This window comes from Pseudomonas sp. ANT_J12, assembly GCF_008370045.1.
GTDB lineage: Bacteria > Pseudomonadota > Gammaproteobacteria > Pseudomonadales > Pseudomonadaceae > Aquipseudomonas.
Genome location: NZ_VOBN01000004.1, coordinates 277,952 through 293,429 on the forward strand (window position 1 = coordinate 277,952; position 15,478 = coordinate 293,429).

The following is a 15,478-nucleotide window of genomic DNA, read 5'->3' on the forward strand; positions in this document are numbered from 1 at the left end:
AATTTAGGTGGACACCATCGCCTTAAACGATGGCATCAGGAAGGTGTGTTGCCCGGACGGTTACAGCTCAACATCCATCTGCTGGCAAACTAGCTGATAAATAACGGGGACGGGCTTCATGACCCCCGCCTCATAACTGAAGGCGAAGCCATCCATGTGCGGGAAAATTTTCCGGACTTTAGGGCCATAGGGGCTGGAAAGATTCGAGCAAATCCCGGTTTTGACTCCTGCCTGTTTCAACAGTGATATGGCCTCGACAGCGTCCGGATAGAGCTCGATCGAAGAGATCATCTCCAACTTCAGTTGCGTAATTGCATTGCCTCTGACCACCCGTTTGCATTCAACTTGACCACCCAATTGCACTGCCACTGACCAATCATTTGCATTCGACTTGACCAGCAGGTTCGCTGCGCCTGTGGTGCACAATCGAGGGTCGATAGAAAAGACACTGAAGCGTTTTTCATAGGCCGCGAGCGCCGTAAGCAAATCAGTCTGCGTACTCTGGAACGCAGCCACGCAGCTTATCGTCAAGCCGAAGGGCAAGGTGACCAGATCCGGTTGGTCAGCGGCCACGGCCTGGAAATATCAGGCCACCCGCGCCAAGAGTGGAACGACCTGTAGCTATTGACTCAGGTCATCCATGAAGGCAAGCAACTACAGGTTTTCAACGAGAACATCAGCAGTGGCAACACTGACAACAAGGATGACTTTCATCAGAGCTACCGCAACCGCTTTATGGTTCTTCCGTGGGGCGCGTTCTAACGTCCGCCTCCTGTCCACAAGAAGCCTCGGGGCCAGGCAGCCCTACCGCTGTGGTCACCGCCCTGGCAGACGAAGAGATCCAGTGCAATCAGTTCGGTAGGGTGAGCTGATTGAGGCCTTCCTGGGCTAATTGCTAAAGATCTTCGACTCAAAGTAGCAGCCTAGAGGCCCTCCGACTCCAGGTCCTCAGCGGCTGCCGTCGCGTCATCGGCCCTACAATGACAATGCTTGCGCAATCAGATTCGCCTCAGCCTTGGTTTGACCACCGTCCATGATTGGTGCCCGTAGTAACGACCTCTGCCCCTTGCGATCCACGATCCAGAACGCCATCTTTATAGGTGTTTCCCGCAGGACACCAGTTGCAGGGGCCTCTTCGGAAGCGCCTTTGCCATCCGGCAGCTTTGTCACATCGAACTCCCATTTACGGCCGGTTGCCTGCGGCTCTCCATGCTCGGCTGGCTTGGGCGAAAACTTCGTTATGTGCATTTCTCCGGCTTGCAGCCCCAATTTTTTCGTCATGAAGGCGCGCAGCAACGATTCAAGCTCCTGATCAGATGATTGAGCCAAGCCTACTGTGAGACCAAGTTGTGCCCCCGTTTGCAAGTTTTCGTAGTAAAAATGATTGGCATCACCCAATCTCAGGCGGTAAGTGCCCACACGCAAGGGCAACCGCATGCCTGCCCAATGGTTAACAAAAGCATTTTCGCCCTTCGGTATTCCCCAGCCCATCGAAGCGTCGCTTTCCTGCCATTCGATGAACGTCCGGTTCAGGGCGACAGCCTCTGTGTCTCTTCTCTGACGGTAGGCGATATCCGCAGCATAATCTAACGCGGCCTTATAAAACTTCTCATTTTTGGCAGAGCCATCCCCCCAGGCAAGTACGGCCAGATCTAGCGTGCGTCGGGCCGCATCCAACGCGCCACGCCGGTACTGCGCCACGCCGATAAATGTTTGTAATCGTGCAATTTCCTCGGAAAAAAACGCATCGGGCTTAGCCTGCTCCGCCAGTTCAGCGGCCTTGGACCAGCCGCCAGGTGTATTCCAGTGCGAATCCATGTCTCGGTTCTGCTCGGCCATCGTGCGCTCACGAAACAGCTGTGGTGCGCTTTGCCATTTCAACGCCGCGAACAACTTTCGCACTTGCTCAACTGCTTGGGCCTCGTCTCGTGATCTGAAAATCACATCGATCTCCATACGCCAGTCGCCACGTAGCGCAGTCCAATAAACGTTGGTGCACGGCTCGCCGTCACAGGGTTCTGGCCTCTGTAGTTTGACGGCGGTTAGTCCGTCGAAGGGTAGATCGGGCATCGCCGATGCACGCGCTTTTTGCTCACCCAACTCGTCGTAGGATTTGAGCCATTCCTGCCGCTGTGACGATGTCTTCTTGCGTTGTAATTCGTCATAAGACAGCGAAATCTCGGCGCTCAAGTGGCTGTCTGCCGATTTCTGTGTGTAGAGGACGCGGGAGTCGAAATCCCGGCTATTAGCAGGTTCAAACTTCGTCAGTTTCCACTGCCCTAGTATCAACGGCAATGATAAACCGGCCAACTCGTAATGTAGACGTGGCTCATCCGGCGACAGGCGCCATAGTCCGGAATAGGGTTTGGCGACGGAGTAGAGTTTTTCCTGCAGGCGGACGACCGCTGCCCTGTCACCCGCCGCCATGCTTGCTTCGATAGCTAAGCCTAACAGCGCTGCGCCGTGAAGGTCTGGGGTAACCGTGCTACCGAAAGACGCTGTCTGCTGCTCTTCATACTCCACTTGCTCTTCGGCGGCAGCACGGGCCTCTGCGTACTTCCCCTGCTTGTACAGTAGATTCACCAGCAAGCTTCCCCCGTCCAACATCGCGACAATACCATTGACCCCTTCGCGACGGCCTGCCTCCATCGCCACCCGCGCCGCAGTCGTAGCCGCCGGCCAGGATTCCTCGCGATTCAGGTGCTGCGCCTCAAGCAACAGTATATGGGCGAGCTTCGGTTGCGGCTCCGCCGCCCAAGCTGCGGTACAGGCTGACAACAGAACTGCGGCCAGGAGGGATCCGTACCGGCTTGGTAGTAAACGCTTCATATTCGTCCCTCTGGCACGGGTCTAATGGGTGAGCTACACAAACTCAACAGCAAGGCACGGTGTGAACGAGGCGCGGATCTTGGGGATAGGCGCTGTAGCGATGGATGCATAAATACTTCCTTGTGGCTTTACATAAGCCCGTAGCCCGAAAACGGGGTTTTCGACAAACAGTTAAAGCCTTTATTACACGCTGCGCAGCGGTAAAAAGGCAGGCGCACATTTTGACTGGCATCCAGCCAAAAGCGTGGATGACCGCACACTGGGCACTCGACCGGTGATTTATTGGGTAGCTCGTGCAGATAGCGGATAAAGGCACCCGCTTGGCTGTGGAGCTCGGCGGGTAGGCATCTGTGGTAGTCGGGTGGAGCACGAGTATCGGGCATTGAACTTGAGTTTTTCATGGGGAATCTGGTGAGTTAACCGGCCAAGCTCGAGACTCGGGCTGACCGGAAGACACGCATCGCAATCGGGCAACTCCTCGTGACCGGGGATGGGGTCGAGCGAAGTTTTCCAGGAACGACCCACGTGTTAGCCATATCAAAGACGCTACCGGTTTGTGCGTATTCCATGCACAAACCGGTAGACACTCCCACTAAACAATGGAATCGATGTCCAACGTATGAGGCATGCCGCTGCGAGAGGCAAACATCAAACCGTCATCGACCTGCCGAGGAATCATTGCAATCTGCACCAGCCGCTTGTTCTCCCGTTGGTTTTTCCAACGAAGCAGAGCGTCTTCCAAGTTGGGAGATTGCGCTGCGCTTCCGTAGACATCGACCAGTGTCAGACGACGTGCTTTTTCCTTTTTAAGACGCTCCACCGAATCGAAAAGCTTTTGCGACTCTTGGTTCAAATCATCCGATGTTTGTATGTACTCAGGGTCATTGTTGATATAACGCTGAGTGTTCCTTGTTTGCTTACCTTGATCTTGTACTTTGGTGCGCATCGTCTCCAATGCCGCCGCCACCAGATCGTATTCACGCTTAGTGACCACCGTCCCGCCAGTTTCCTGAGTTTGCTGCCAACGTCGAAAGGTCGCCCAGGAGAACGGGATATAGGACCCCGGTATGCTGTGGTCACCTAAACTCATAGCTTGATCGATAAAACCACCACGAAATGGAAGATCGCCATCTTTGGCGAGCGCCCGAGTGCAAGCGGCCTCTTCTATGGAGGCACAGCCCGGATCCCAGAGAATCGCCGACTCTTCCTTCCCGGTAAAATCCACGGGCATGAAGTGATGCAGCTCGCCATGGTGTTGATAGGGCGCGCCACCGACACGAACCAGACCTGCGACGAAGATCAAGATGCCTAAAACAGGGTTGGTAATAAAAAGTGCCGCAAGCCCAGGAATCCAGATGGATCGCCGTGCGTTCATCCAGGGCGCGGGTACACCGGGAATCATGTCGTTGTTGTTCACCATCCGGTGGTGCGTCAGCGGCTTGGCAGCGGCGACGAACGTGGCATCACCCGCGCGTGGCGATCCATAGGTGTAGAGGAGAATGTCGTAATCGTTATCAGTGGAGTTGCGAAGAGCTTCAGCCAGCAGCAATGCAATCGCGCCCCCCAGACTATGACCGCTGATAATGATTTTTTGCCCGACGTGAAACCGATCCAAATAGTCCTGAACAAACTTCTTCAACGCCTGATAGGCATCGTAAAAGCCATTGTGGACCTTTCCTTTACCTTCTTTGAAGGGCACCTGTGCCGCATCCGCGTCACGCCACCAATCTGACAATTCCAGTGTTCCACGGATAGCAATCAGTATGACTTCATCATGGTGAGTGATGAACGCCTGCGTGCTCTTTTCGCTAACCCAACACTCATTGATGTCATCAAAAAAATGCAGATTGGCAGGGTGCTCCTGAGTGTCGCTAGGCTTATTCTGCTCATACACCGTTGGGTCGAACGGCAAAATTTCAAAGCGCTTTGAGTAAGGCACTTCTTCGTACAGTGGATAGTAACGGTGAACCGACGACTGCGAACTGTCTACCTTCCAACTTTCTCGATAGTTCGAAAGCGCGTCACCAAAAAAGTTACCGACGCTGGGATCCAGCGGAAAACTCACGAAGTCCACAGGATTTTTAACGGGGTTTTGACCGAAATTGGAGTAGCTCAAGTCCGACATGATCGCGAGCTGGTACAGGTTCAGTGCGCTGAAGGCATTATCCGTTGACAGCATCGGTCTAAACGCACGCAGTGGGCGCACTTGTAGCAGCGTGTGCCGGTTCGACAGTAGCCCAACACCTACTTGAGATAACGGTTCTGGACCAAAACTCAGCTCATCAAGCGCCCTAACCAAGATGTCATCTGGAGGGTATTTGCGGTCAACGCGCGGGGGTAAATGCGCGCTACGTTTGACCAGATCCCGCACCTCTACCTGGATGAATTTATCTCCGGCTTTTTGCGCAGGGTTGTGGTCGACAGGGAAACCATCTTTGTGAAAGAAATGAGTTTGCTCGGCGCGAACCTGGAGCTCGGTAATCGGAAGTGGATAAGATTTTCTATCCACGATCTTTTCATACCAAATATCAACGCCTCCTTGATACTCACTATCGACCGTTAATACGACAGGGCCTCGATAGCAGTCTTCAATCTTGGCAAACCCTTTGGCGTCCAGCACCCCCGTGTACTGTTGCTTCGCGCTGTCCTGAAGGATATAGGCAAGACCAGCATACGGTTTGCCATCACCGAACTCGTCTACCAACTGAAAACTAACCCAGTGCCCTTTGTTTGGGCAGGTAAACATCTTGCCGCTGAATGCCGGCTTATCCCCATCTTCCATGGGTTTATACGAACTCATCCTTTGATGTCCTTATTCGGTGCAGTTGGGGTAGACGGAGCAGTCACGTCCATCGGGCATTTTGAAATCGGTGAAAGTCGGCGGAGTTTGGCAGCGGAACGTTTCCTTCGTTTCGATACAGGGCTTCCAGCCCTTAGGTGTTTCTAGCCATGAACGCCCAAAATACGGCTGTTCCTCTTTCGCTACCGTCAGTACCAATTTCACAGTCTTGCCCGCTAACTGATCGCGCTGCAACGCTCCGCCCGCCAGGCTTTTCTGCACGACGCCATTCGCGTCGAGCGCCCGGCATTCTAGGATTTTCCTGATAAACCGTTTCGATCCCACCGTGCGAAATAACCACTGGCACTGGCCCTGAAAGACCAGAGGTCCCGACGTGGGGAAAGGACGGGCTGTTTCTGATGGCTCATCATGAATTGATAAACCGGCAGTCTGTAGACTCATGTCCAGCTCACGCTTGCCCCACTGTCCTTCGATATGCAGCACCACATTTGTCAAAACCATTGAACAACCCTTCGCGGTGTCCGTCAGTGGCAGCTTGAACTCAACCGGACGCACTCCCTTGGGCTGCTCGCTTTGGATAAGGTTATGCCCGGAACACGACTCGCCGGAGGCCGACTCGTAGTAAGCCATCGGACTAACGGTGAAGTTCTCTGGGATGTCGGCTTGAAAGGTAAAACTTTCTGTCTGTGCCATTGAGCAGCCCGAAGCGACCAAGGCCATTGCGCTCACAAATAAGACCCGCAGGAAATGGGGTGTAATGTGTCGTACGTGCATCATGCTGATTGCTCTCCTGACCAGAACTTCGCTTCATTAAAAAGGCGCTCGAAGTGAACCTGCGGCGCTTCACCGGCATGAGGTAACCAGCTTTTTATGATGGTCGGCTCAGTTTCATTGAGTTTGTTGATGATCAAGAAATGCACTTGCTCAGGGGCAGACCATCCCCATTTTTGAGCCTGCGAGAGTTGTTCTGAAAGCCAAGTGCTTGGGTCTTGGTGCTGGCTGAGTCTCATCAGATCGTCGCTGTGTTCTGCCCACAGATACCGGTAGATATTGGACTGAAGCATCTCCATCGACTGACTCGCTGGTGCAGGGATATTCAGCCATATTGGGTCAGCAGGAAGCGGGTATTCTCCGGGAGCAGAATTGTGGGCGACTTCCCAGCTTGCGCCTTGCCAGTAACACATACTGACCGTTGGCCCCAAATACTCAGGGCGCGCTTCTTCAGGAGTATGTCCCAAGGCACGGGTTAGGACGCGATTGTCGTGGAAGCGGTACAGCGCCTGATTGGGCCGCGTGCCGATAATCAGCCGTTCGCGCCAGTGTTGAGTCAGCGTAGGCAGATCACCTCTTCGAATACTGGCAAGCCAGCCCCAATTACGCTCAGGCGCCTTGAGTAGGGCTCTGATGTGTTCATTGTCAGGATCGTCGACGAGGAATATGAATGGCCCCGCATCAGCTAAATCGGAGACCTGAGTTTCGCTGTACACACTGATATGCTGATCAGGGCCACTGTTTTTCAGCAAGGCTTGGCGGACGTCGAGCTCGCCTTCCGAATCCAGAATCAGGCACAGAGCATGGTCGAGCTTTAGCTGATCGATCATCCATTGCCGAGGGGCGGCAGCTATCATGATGTCATTCCTTTGGGCAGGCAAAGACCGTTTTTACAAGCCTCGCAAAGCGGGCAGAAGTCAGCGCCTTTAACTTTACTGGCCACCATCAGCGCATTTTGTGTCGGGGCCATCATAGGCAGTGCGGGTGGGGTCGCCAGGGCCGCTAATACGCCCGGCAACAATGGATTGGCAGCCGTTCCTCCAGCAGGTGCACCGCCGATTTGAATCTCGGTGCTACTAAAAATACCACCGGCCCCAATTACTATGTGTTGACCACCAGCTTTCAAGGTGATGCTGGCCCCGGCATCAAGGATTAAATTAGCCCCGGCTTTGAGGTGTACTTCCTGGCCCGCTTCGACCACCAGCGTTTGACCGACACGGGTGTGGCTGCTGCTGGCTACCTGTAAGTAGTCATTGGCTTTGAGATCGACCTTACGGTCAGCGGTGACGGTACGCTGCTCTTCAGCCTCCAGCACAGCGATGCTGTTGCCCTTGATGGTTTCCCGGCGTTCGTTACCCACTTCCAGCCGACTGTCATGTTCGACCTTCTGCTCCATGTCACGCTGAGCGCGCAGGTAGATCAACTCCTGGCCGCTGCGGTCTTCAATCGACAGCTCGTTGTAGCCGCCACTGGCGGGTGAACTGTGGCTGCGCAGGACCGTTTTGGTTTTGTTCTCGGGCAAGGGGTACGGCACAGGCGTGACCTTATTAGGCACGCAACCGGTAATTAACGGATTGTCGGGGTTACCTTCCAGGTAGGTCACCACCACTTCCATGCCGATACGCGGGATGGTTACCGCACCGAAACTATCCCCGGCCCAGCTGGATGAAACCCGTAGCCAGCAACTGCTCTTATCGCTGCCCAGTTCGGCGCGATCCCAATGAAACTCGACCTTAACCCGCCCGTACTCATCGCAAAAGATTTCTTCCCCCGCTGGACCGGTGACACGGGCTGTCTGGCTGACCAGCATCGATTTTCGCGTGAGTAGCGGCGGACGGTAGAACACATCCCAGGGAATCGCGCTGAAGCTGTTGCGGTAACCTTGGGTAAAGCCGTCTTCAGGACTCACGTCGCTGGTGATCGCTTCTTCAAGGGCTTGGGGTTGTTTTCCAACGTGATTGACACTGAGCAACAACCACAACGCGTTGCACTGCTGACGCGGGTGCTCGGTCAGGTCGAAGAAGTGGCCGCTGCGCAGGATTAGCTGGTCGCTTTTACCCTCAGCCAACTGGTAGTCGCTTCGGTGCCGCTCCAGGGCCTGCCGGGCAAGCTGTTTGCCGAGCTTTTCATTTTCGTGCAGCACCGGGTAACGGTAGTCTTCGAGCGCAGGATTAAACTCGGCAGTGAATTGGCTTTCCAGCAACAGGCTTGGGCGTTTTAAATCATAGCTCCTGCACGTGGCCGTGCTGGTACGAGTACTAAAGCGCATGGAGAATTGGCTAACGACCGGGTGATCAGCCGCCAGGCCTGAGCCTTGCTGATACGGTGTGCCCCCCAGCTTGGGGAAATAGGTCTGATCATCGGTGAATACCAGCTGATGGCCATCCTGGCTGTGTTGATGGTGCCACGAAATCCCATCCTCACTGCACAACCTCTGGATGAACTCGAAGTCGTTTTCGCCGTATTGAGTGCAGTATTCGCGCTCAGTGCTTGTGCTGACATGAAAGGTATAGGCATCGGCCTGAATGCCATGACCGTTAAGGACCTGGGCGATGATTTGCGGCACCGTCAGGTGCTGGAAGATCCGCTGGTTATGGCTGAACTGCAAATAGTGCAGAGCGGGCACCAATGTCAGTTGATAACGGGTCAGGCGTTTACCGGCCTCCCCCACGAACACATCTTCGATTCGCCCATGGATACCTTCGCCATTCAGGCCGAACTGAAGGAAAGCAGGCTGACTTAGCAGACTTTGCAGATCGAAATCAGGCGACTCGCTGACCAGCTCAATCTGGATCGAATACAAGCTGCTGATGGCTTCGGTGCCGTGAAAGGCCAGCACCTTAAAATCGTTACGAACAGATGGGATCAGTAACGTGAAGTGCGCAGCATTAGCCGGCGCGAACATACGCTTATCCTTAAGCTGAGAGAGGAGACAAAACGCGAAGCCAAAGCCATACCTAGCCTGAGCAAGCTTAAATTTTCGAGCACGCTAACAAAACGGCAGAAGAATTGATGTAGGAAACGTCCTAAATCGCGTCAGAATTTTCGTTTGTTCAGAATGTTTCTTCGGTGAACGACAGAGACAGCGAAAATGATGCTGAGTTCATTTTTCACCTGTATGAGCGCACTCTTTGAAACAATTCGTCTGCGGCAAACTGTTTGGCAAGCACAAAATTGCTCCAAATCTGTCGCTACTAACAACCGCTGAAAGCTTTGTAGGCCGCATACTGCGAACTTCGCTAATCGACGGCGCATGCGCTCAACATCTGACAGTTGCCGGCCAACAATTAACCGCGACCAAGGCGTGAAGAGGACGTCTCGATTGTTCGGAGGGAATGAAATAGGATGGTCAAGCTGCCGGCCAAGCAAATTGGCAAGTGACATTCTGCAACAACATCTGTACCCCTTTCAGAAGCCTGAGCCTAGGGTTCAATACCTACTACCGGACAGCCACGCAGCTATTTGAAGACATAACATTGTCCTACGCGGACCACACGCTTCCGAAGCTGCGCTGGAAGTTGATCATCGACGATTTGGGAATCGGCGGTATTGATTCCCAGCTCGGTCCCTTCCTCCTAGATGTCATCGATCAGCAGTCACGCAATGGCTCCTTGCTGATCACCAGCCAGTACCCCAAGGAAAAATGGTACGACCTTTTCACCGATCCGACGATTGCCGATGCCGTGTTGGACCGAATCGCTCACAAGGCGCATGTGATTCCGCTCAAGGGCGAATCAATGCGCAAACTTAAGAGCAGGAAAAGCTGAAGACCCCGACCACTCCGCCAGCCGGTGGAGTGGTCAAGTCGAATGCAATTGAGTGGTCAGTGCGAATGCAAATGACTGGTCAGCAACAATGCAATTGGGTGGTCAGCGTAGATGCAAACGACTGGTCAGTGGCAATGCAATTACCTGGTCAAGTGAGATGCAATTTCGCATTCAGTCTGTGGTTCAGCTCTTCGCGCTTGAACGGCGTAAGCGATATACCCAGCAAAGACGCCATGCCGTCGCCTCTGACGCAGGCCGGCTTGGTAGCCCTGGTTCGATGGTTCTATTTTTGCTGCTTAGTCATGCCTTAACAGTATGGGCCGGGTATGGGCCTCAGTGAGCACCACGCATTTCAACAAACGCTTTTTCCCCTTCGGGAGGTAAATGAGCCGCTGAAACGGCAAGCCTTTAGCCTTGAGCTCGGGATAGCGGAGCCAACCAGGATTTCTTGCGTCAATCCCCAGGGGCAATTGTCCAATCCCTCCAATTCGCAAGCCCGTCGTCACCATCATATAACCGATATAGTCATAAACGGGATCAATAGTAGACAGAGTCGGAGATAGCTGTAGGTATTCGTCGTTACTCAAGACAACTGCGGCAATGGTGGGTACTAAAGACGTCGCTAAATTTGCCTCCCAAGGGGCTGATGTAAATAGCGTAGTTACCGATGGGGCACGATCATAGCGTTCAAGCCAGGGAAGATTTTCGACGTATGTGCCGGACAGGCGCTGCCCAAGCGGCCGCGAGGCGATCCTCAATCCGCACCAGGTTGATGGCCGGAGCAGTAGTCGCGGTGCGCCGAATGCCCGGTGACCGTGCCGTCGATGGCGATGGTGCTGCAGGTAGAAGGATCGGGCGGCGCTCAAGATGTCGATGAGGGTTTCGGGACCGGTCATCTTTTCTTACATACGCCATATCTCGCGAATCAGTGCCAAAGCTATCGCTGGCTCACTCGAAGCTAGAAAGATCCAAAATATCCGTGGGAGTAAATGTGGGAGTAATTTTCAAGCATGAAAAAGCCCAACTTTTCCAGATTGGGCTAACTCATTGAAAAATATGGTCGGGACGGAGTGATTCGAACACTCGACCCCTAGCACCCCATGCTAGTGCGCTACCGGACTGCGCTACGCCCCGACTAGGCGTGGAACCTGTTCTTCATCTCGAAGAACGCTCAAGAATATATCGCAAGCTTTTGAAAACTGGAAGTATTCAAACGCAGTAAATTATTTCTTGAGGACAATCAGCACGTCTTCCAACTCAGCAATCATCTGCCGAATCATCTGCTTGTACTGAGTGGTGTCGTCTTTGGCTTCATCGCCGGACAAACGCAGGCGCGCGCCGCCGATGGTGAAACCCTGATCGTAAAGGAGCGCGCGGATCTGCCGGATCATCAGCACGTCTTGTCGCTGATAATACCGGCGGTTTCCGCGGCGTTTGACGGGGTTGAGTTGAGGAAACTCCTGCTCCCAGTAGCGCAGCACGTGTGGTTTTACCGCACACAGCTCGCTGACTTCACCAATGGTGAAGTAGCGTTTGCCTGGGATGACGGGTAGCTCGTCGTTATGACTTGGTTCCAGCATAAGCCTCAACTCGGGCCTTCAACTTCTGCCCTGGACGAAAGGTGACCACACGGCGAGCCGTGATCGGGATTTCTTCACCCGTTTTCGGATTGCGGCCAGGCCGCTGGCGTTTGTCCCGAAGGTCGAAATTGCCGAAACCGGACAATTTGACTTGTTCGTTGTCTTCTAGAGCGTGCCTGATTTCTTCAAAGAACAGTTCGACCAATTCCTTGGCCTCCCGTTTATTCAGGCCCAACTCCTCATACAGACGTTCCGCCATCTCAGCTTTCGTCAGAGCCCCCATACGTCACTTCCTTAACGTGGCGTTCAACCTTTGTTCGAGCGAGGTGAGGATATTTTGCGTCGTGTTATTCACCTCATCGTCATTAAGAGTGCGCGATGGATGCTGCCAGGTCAAGCCAACTGCAAGGCTTTTTCTATCAGGATCAATGCCTTTACCCTGATACACGTCAAATAGCCTGAGGTCCGTCAGCCATTCCCCTGCATTTTCACGGATTACGTCCAGTACGGCGCTGGCGGCGACGTCTTTTTCGGCGATCAGTGCAAGGTCACGACGCACTTCAGGAAAGCGCGACAACTCCTGGAATTTAGGCATTTTACCCAACGCCACTTCGGCCAGAACCAGCTCGAAGACGAAGACCGGACGGTCGAGACCGAGGGTTTTCGACAATTCAGGGTGGATCGCACCGACGTAACCCACCAGACGACCTTCACGCTCGATGCGTGCGGTCTGACCCGGATGCAGCGCCGGGTGCTTGCCTGGCACGAACGTGAACGAATCCAGCGCACCAGCGAAGCCCAACACCGCTTCCACATCAGCCTTGACGTCGAAGAAGTCCACGACATCGCGACCTTGCGCCCAGCCTTCCGGCAGACGACTACCGCAAACCACACCGGCCAGCATCGACTCTTGCTTCAAGCCTTCCAGCTGACCCACGAAACGCAGGCCGCTTTCGAACAGGCGGACGCGATCCTGTTGACGGTTCAGGTTGTGCTGAAGCGCCTTGACCAGACCCGGCCACAGGGACGAACGCATGGCCGCCATGTCGTTGGAGATCGGGTTGGCCAGCAACAGCGGTTCAACACCCGGATTAAACAGTTCGAACTGTTTCGGATCGATGAAGCTGTAGGTGATCGCTTCCTGATAACCACGAGCCACCAGCAGGCGGCGCAGTTCAGGCAGGTCGCTACGGGCTTCAGCCTTGGCTTGCGGTGCCAGGCGGGCTTGCGGGTAACGAACCGGCAGACGGTTGTAACCGTACAAACGGGCCAGCTCTTCGATCAGATCGACTTCCAGGCTGATATCGAAGCGATGGCTTGGCACTTCTACGCGCCACTGCCCTGCCCCATCAGCAGAAACAGCCAGGCCCAAGCCATTGAGCAGACGCTCAACTTCGACCGGATCCATTTCCATACCCAGCATCTGGGTGATGCGTTGCGCGCGCAGGGTCACCGGCGCGATTTTCGGCAGGTGCTGCTCGCTCACGGTTTCGGTGATCGGGCCGGCTTCGCCGCCAGTGATTTCCAGCAGCAGGCCCGTGGCGCGCTCCATGGCTTCACGGGCTAACTGCCAATCCACGCCACGCTCGTAGCGATGCGAGGCGTCGGTGTGCAGGCCATAGGAACGGGCTTTGCCAGCGACAGCAATCTGATCGAAGAACGCGCTTTCGAGGAACACGTCGCGAGTGGTCGCGGTGTTGACGCCGCTGTGCTCGCCACCCATCACGCCAGCAATGGCCAACGCGCGGGTGTGGTCGGCGATCACCAGCGTATCGCTACGCAGGCTGACTTCCTGACCGTCGAGCAGCACCAGCTTCTCGCCTTCTTCGGCCATGCGCACGCGGATGCCGCCATTGATTTCGGCGAGGTCGAACGCGTGCAGCGGTTGACCCAGTTCCAGCATCACGTAGTTAGTGATGTCGACGGCAGCGTCGATGCTGCGCACGTCGCCACGACGCAAGCGCTCAACCATCCACAGCGGTGTCGGCTTGGACAGGTCGACGTTACGGATCACACGACCCAGGTAACGCGGACAAGCGGCTGGCGCCAGCACTTCAATCGAACGCACTTCATCGTGTACGGCTGGCACTACAGGCACCACTGGACGGGTGACTTCAGCGTTATACAGCGCGCCGACTTCACGAGCCAGACCGGCCAGGGACAGGCAATCGCCACGGTTCGGGGTCAGGTCGACCTCGATGCTGGCGTCGTCCAGGCCCAGGTATTCACGAATGTCCTGACCGACCGGCGCATCGGCCGGCAATTCCATCAAGCCATCGTTGCCTTCACCGACTTGCAGCTCGGCTTGCGAGCACAGCATGCCGTTGGATTCAACGCCACGCAGCTTGGCTTTCTTGATTTTGAAATCGCCAGGCAGTTCGGCACCGATCATGGCGAACGGGATCTTCAGGCCCGGGCGCACGTTAGGCGCTCCGCAAACGATCTGAAAAGTCTCCGAGCCATTGCTGACCTGACAAACTCGCAACTTGTCGGCGTCTGGGTGCTGCTCGGTGCTCAGCACCTCGCCCACCACAACACCGGTGAATTCACCGGCGGCCGGCGTAACGCTATCGACCTCAAGACCGGCCATCGACAGACGAGCAACCAGCTCGTCGCGACTTACCTGCGGGCTTACCCAGCCACGCAGCCATTGTTCACTGAATTTCATCCTGCTCTCCTAAGAATTCGTTACGACTAGCGAAATTGCGCGAGGAACCGCAAGTCGTTGTCGAAGAACAGACGCAAGTCGTTCACGCCGTAACGCAGCATGGCCAGACGCTCAACGCCCATGCCGAAGGCAAAGCCCGAGAACTCTTCCGGGTCGATCCCGGACATGCGCAGCACGTTCGGGTGAACCATGCCGCAGCCCATGACTTCCAGCCAGCCCGTCTGTTTGCAGACGCGGCAGCCTTTACCGCTGCACATCACGCATTCCATGTCGACTTCAGCGGATGGCTCGGTGAACGGGAAGTACGAAGGACGGAAACGCACGGCCAGTTCTTTCTCGAAGAACACCCGCAGGAATTCCTCGATGGTGCCTTTCAGGTCGGCGAAATTGATGTCGCGGTCAACCAGCAGGCCTTCGACCTGGTGGAACATCGGCGAGTGGGTGATATCCGAATCGCTGCGATACACACGGCCTGGGCAGACGATGCGGATCGGCGGTTGTTTCGATTCCATGGTGCGGACCTGTACCGGCGAGGTATGGGTGCGCAGCAACATGTTGGCATTGAAATAGAAGGTGTCATGCATCGACCGGGCCGGGTGATGGCCTGGGATGTTGAGCGCTTCGAAGTTGTGGTAGTCGTCTTCGACCTCAGGGCCTTCGGCGATGCCGTAGCCGATGTGGGTGAAGAACTGCTCGATACGTTCCAGAGTGCGAGTAACCGGGTGCAGACCACCGGAGGTCTGGCCACGGCCAGGCAGGGTCACATCAATCGACTCGGCGGACAATTTGGCGGCTAGATCAGCCTCGTCAAACAGTGCCTTTCGCGCATTGAGAACCTCTGTGACACGCTCCTTGGCAACGTTGATCAGGGCGCCGACTTGCGGACGCTCTTCTGCCGGCAAATTCCCCAGGGTCTTCATCACCTGAGTCAATTCGCCCTTTTTGCCAAGGTAGTGAACCCGGATTTGCTCCAGGGCATTGATATCTTCAGCGCTTTGCACAGCCTCTAGAGCTTGAGCGACCAGCGCGTCCAGGTTTTCCATGTACAGACTCCAGATACAAA

Annotated in this window: 11 protein-coding genes, 1 tRNA gene and 3 pseudogenes; 3 read left to right on the top strand and 12 right to left on the bottom strand. The window is 55.0% G+C overall.

Annotation, left to right across the window (positions count from 1 at the left end; all coding sequences use genetic code 11):
* Positions 1 to 60: 60 nt before the first annotated feature.
* Complete coding sequence (locus FQ192_RS35000; RefSeq protein ID WP_372242342.1) at positions 61 to 291, bottom strand: HAD family hydrolase; 231 nt, start codon at positions 289 to 291, stop codon at positions 61 to 63.
* A 168-nt stretch (positions 292 to 459) separates the two neighbouring features.
* Here FQ192_RS35000 and FQ192_RS34435 point away from each other — a divergent pair.
* Positions 460 to 866: pseudogene (locus FQ192_RS34435) on the top strand (type VI secretion system tip protein VgrG); the annotation flags it as partial.
* Between the two features lie 109 nt (positions 867 to 975).
* Here FQ192_RS34435 and FQ192_RS12085 read toward each other — a convergent pair.
* From FQ192_RS12085 to FQ192_RS12105, 5 genes are all read right to left on the bottom strand, one after another.
* Complete coding sequence (locus tag FQ192_RS12085) at positions 976 to 2,829, bottom strand: hypothetical protein (protein ID WP_149658823.1); 1,854 nt, start codon at positions 2,827 to 2,829, stop codon at positions 976 to 978.
* 592 nt (positions 2,830 to 3,421) lie between these two features.
* A complete protein-coding gene (locus tag FQ192_RS12090) occupies positions 3,422 to 5,629 on the bottom strand; it encodes a lipase family protein (RefSeq protein WP_256672271.1) in 2,208 nt (735 codons plus the stop codon).
* Positions 5,630 to 5,641: 12 nt separating this feature from the next.
* The gene (locus tag FQ192_RS12095; protein WP_256672272.1) at positions 5,642 to 6,406 is read right to left on the bottom strand and encodes a hypothetical protein; all 765 of its coding nucleotides are present in this window, start codon (positions 6,404 to 6,406) and stop codon (positions 5,642 to 5,644) included.
* A complete protein-coding gene (locus FQ192_RS12100; protein WP_149658824.1) occupies positions 6,403 to 7,257 on the bottom strand; it encodes a DUF4123 domain-containing protein in 855 nt (284 codons plus the stop codon). Before FQ192_RS12100 ends, FQ192_RS12095 begins: the two co-directional genes overlap by 4 nt.
* Positions 7,254 to 9,305 (bottom strand): type VI secretion system tip protein VgrG, encoded by a 2,052-nt coding sequence (locus FQ192_RS12105; protein ID WP_149658825.1) that lies wholly within the window; start codon positions 9,303 to 9,305, stop codon positions 7,254 to 7,256. Before FQ192_RS12105 ends, FQ192_RS12100 begins: the two co-directional genes overlap by 4 nt.
* 232 nt (positions 9,306 to 9,537) lie before the next feature.
* Here FQ192_RS12105 and FQ192_RS34440 point away from each other — a divergent pair.
* Together FQ192_RS34440 and FQ192_RS12115 are read left to right on the top strand one after the other, a co-directional pair.
* Positions 9,538 to 9,654: pseudogene (locus FQ192_RS34440) on the top strand (phosphatidate cytidylyltransferase); the annotation flags it as partial.
* Between the two features lie 123 nt (positions 9,655 to 9,777).
* Entirely contained in the window at positions 9,778 to 10,167 is a 390-nt protein-coding gene (locus FQ192_RS12115) for an ATP-binding protein (protein WP_256672273.1), read from the top strand.
* A 674-nt stretch (positions 10,168 to 10,841) separates the two neighbouring features.
* Here the strand turns inward: FQ192_RS12115 and FQ192_RS12120 are convergent.
* The 6 genes and pseudogenes from FQ192_RS12120 to pheS form a co-directional block, all read right to left on the bottom strand.
* Positions 10,842 to 11,069, bottom strand: a pseudogene (locus FQ192_RS12120) (DNA adenine methylase); the annotation flags it as partial.
* A gap of 155 nt (positions 11,070 to 11,224) precedes the next feature.
* A tRNA-Pro gene (locus tag FQ192_RS12125) sits at positions 11,225 to 11,301 on the bottom strand.
* An 89-nt stretch (positions 11,302 to 11,390) separates the two neighbouring features.
* Positions 11,391 to 11,747: a MerR family transcriptional regulator gene (locus FQ192_RS12130; RefSeq protein ID WP_093218077.1), complete on the bottom strand. Its 357-nt coding sequence runs from the start codon at positions 11,745 to 11,747 to the stop codon at positions 11,391 to 11,393.
* Positions 11,728 to 12,030 (bottom strand): integration host factor subunit alpha, encoded by a 303-nt coding sequence (ihfA, locus tag FQ192_RS12135; RefSeq protein WP_002553164.1) that lies wholly within the window; start codon positions 12,028 to 12,030, stop codon positions 11,728 to 11,730. The genes FQ192_RS12130 and ihfA overlap by 20 nt, the downstream gene beginning before the upstream one ends.
* Before the next feature lie 3 nt (positions 12,031 to 12,033).
* Positions 12,034 to 14,415 carry a phenylalanine--tRNA ligase subunit beta gene (gene pheT, locus FQ192_RS12140; protein ID WP_149658826.1) on the bottom strand — a complete coding sequence of 794 codons (2,382 nt, stop codon included), beginning with the start codon at positions 14,413 to 14,415 and terminating at the stop codon, positions 12,034 to 12,036.
* Between the two features lie 26 nt (positions 14,416 to 14,441).
* Positions 14,442 to 15,458, bottom strand: coding sequence for a phenylalanine--tRNA ligase subunit alpha (gene pheS / locus FQ192_RS12145; RefSeq protein WP_123403705.1), 1,017 nt, complete (start codon positions 15,456 to 15,458; stop codon positions 14,442 to 14,444).
* Positions 15,459 to 15,478 lie beyond the last annotated feature (20 nt).

Bases quoted from the DNA above. Each gene is read 5' to 3' on its own strand.
- pheT (WP_149658826.1), bottom strand. From the start codon at position 14,415: ATGAAATTCAGTGAACAATGGCTGCGTGGCTGGGTAAGCCCGCAGGTA.
- FQ192_RS35000 (WP_372242342.1), bottom strand. From the start codon at position 291: ATGATCTCTTCGATCGAGCTCTATCCGGACGCTGTCGAGGCCATATCA.
- FQ192_RS12130 (WP_093218077.1), bottom strand. From the start codon at position 11,747: ATGCTGGAACCAAGTCATAACGACGAGCTACCCGTCATCCCAGGCAAA.
- FQ192_RS12090 (WP_256672271.1), bottom strand. From the start codon at position 5,629: ATGAGTTCGTATAAACCCATGGAAGATGGGGATAAGCCGGCATTCAGC.
- FQ192_RS12085 (WP_149658823.1), bottom strand. From the start codon at position 2,829: ATGAAGCGTTTACTACCAAGCCGGTACGGATCCCTCCTGGCCGCAGTT.
- pheS (WP_123403705.1), bottom strand. From the start codon at position 15,458: ATGGAAAACCTGGACGCGCTGGTCGCTCAAGCTCTAGAGGCTGTGCAA.
- FQ192_RS12105 (WP_149658825.1), bottom strand. From the start codon at position 9,305: ATGTTCGCGCCGGCTAATGCTGCGCACTTCACGTTACTGATCCCATCT.
- FQ192_RS12100 (WP_149658824.1), bottom strand. From the start codon at position 7,257: ATGATAGCTGCCGCCCCTCGGCAATGGATGATCGATCAGCTAAAGCTC.
- FQ192_RS12095 (WP_256672272.1), bottom strand. From the start codon at position 6,406: ATGATGCACGTACGACACATTACACCCCATTTCCTGCGGGTCTTATTT.
- ihfA (WP_002553164.1), bottom strand. From the start codon at position 12,030: ATGGGGGCTCTGACGAAAGCTGAGATGGCGGAACGTCTGTATGAGGAG.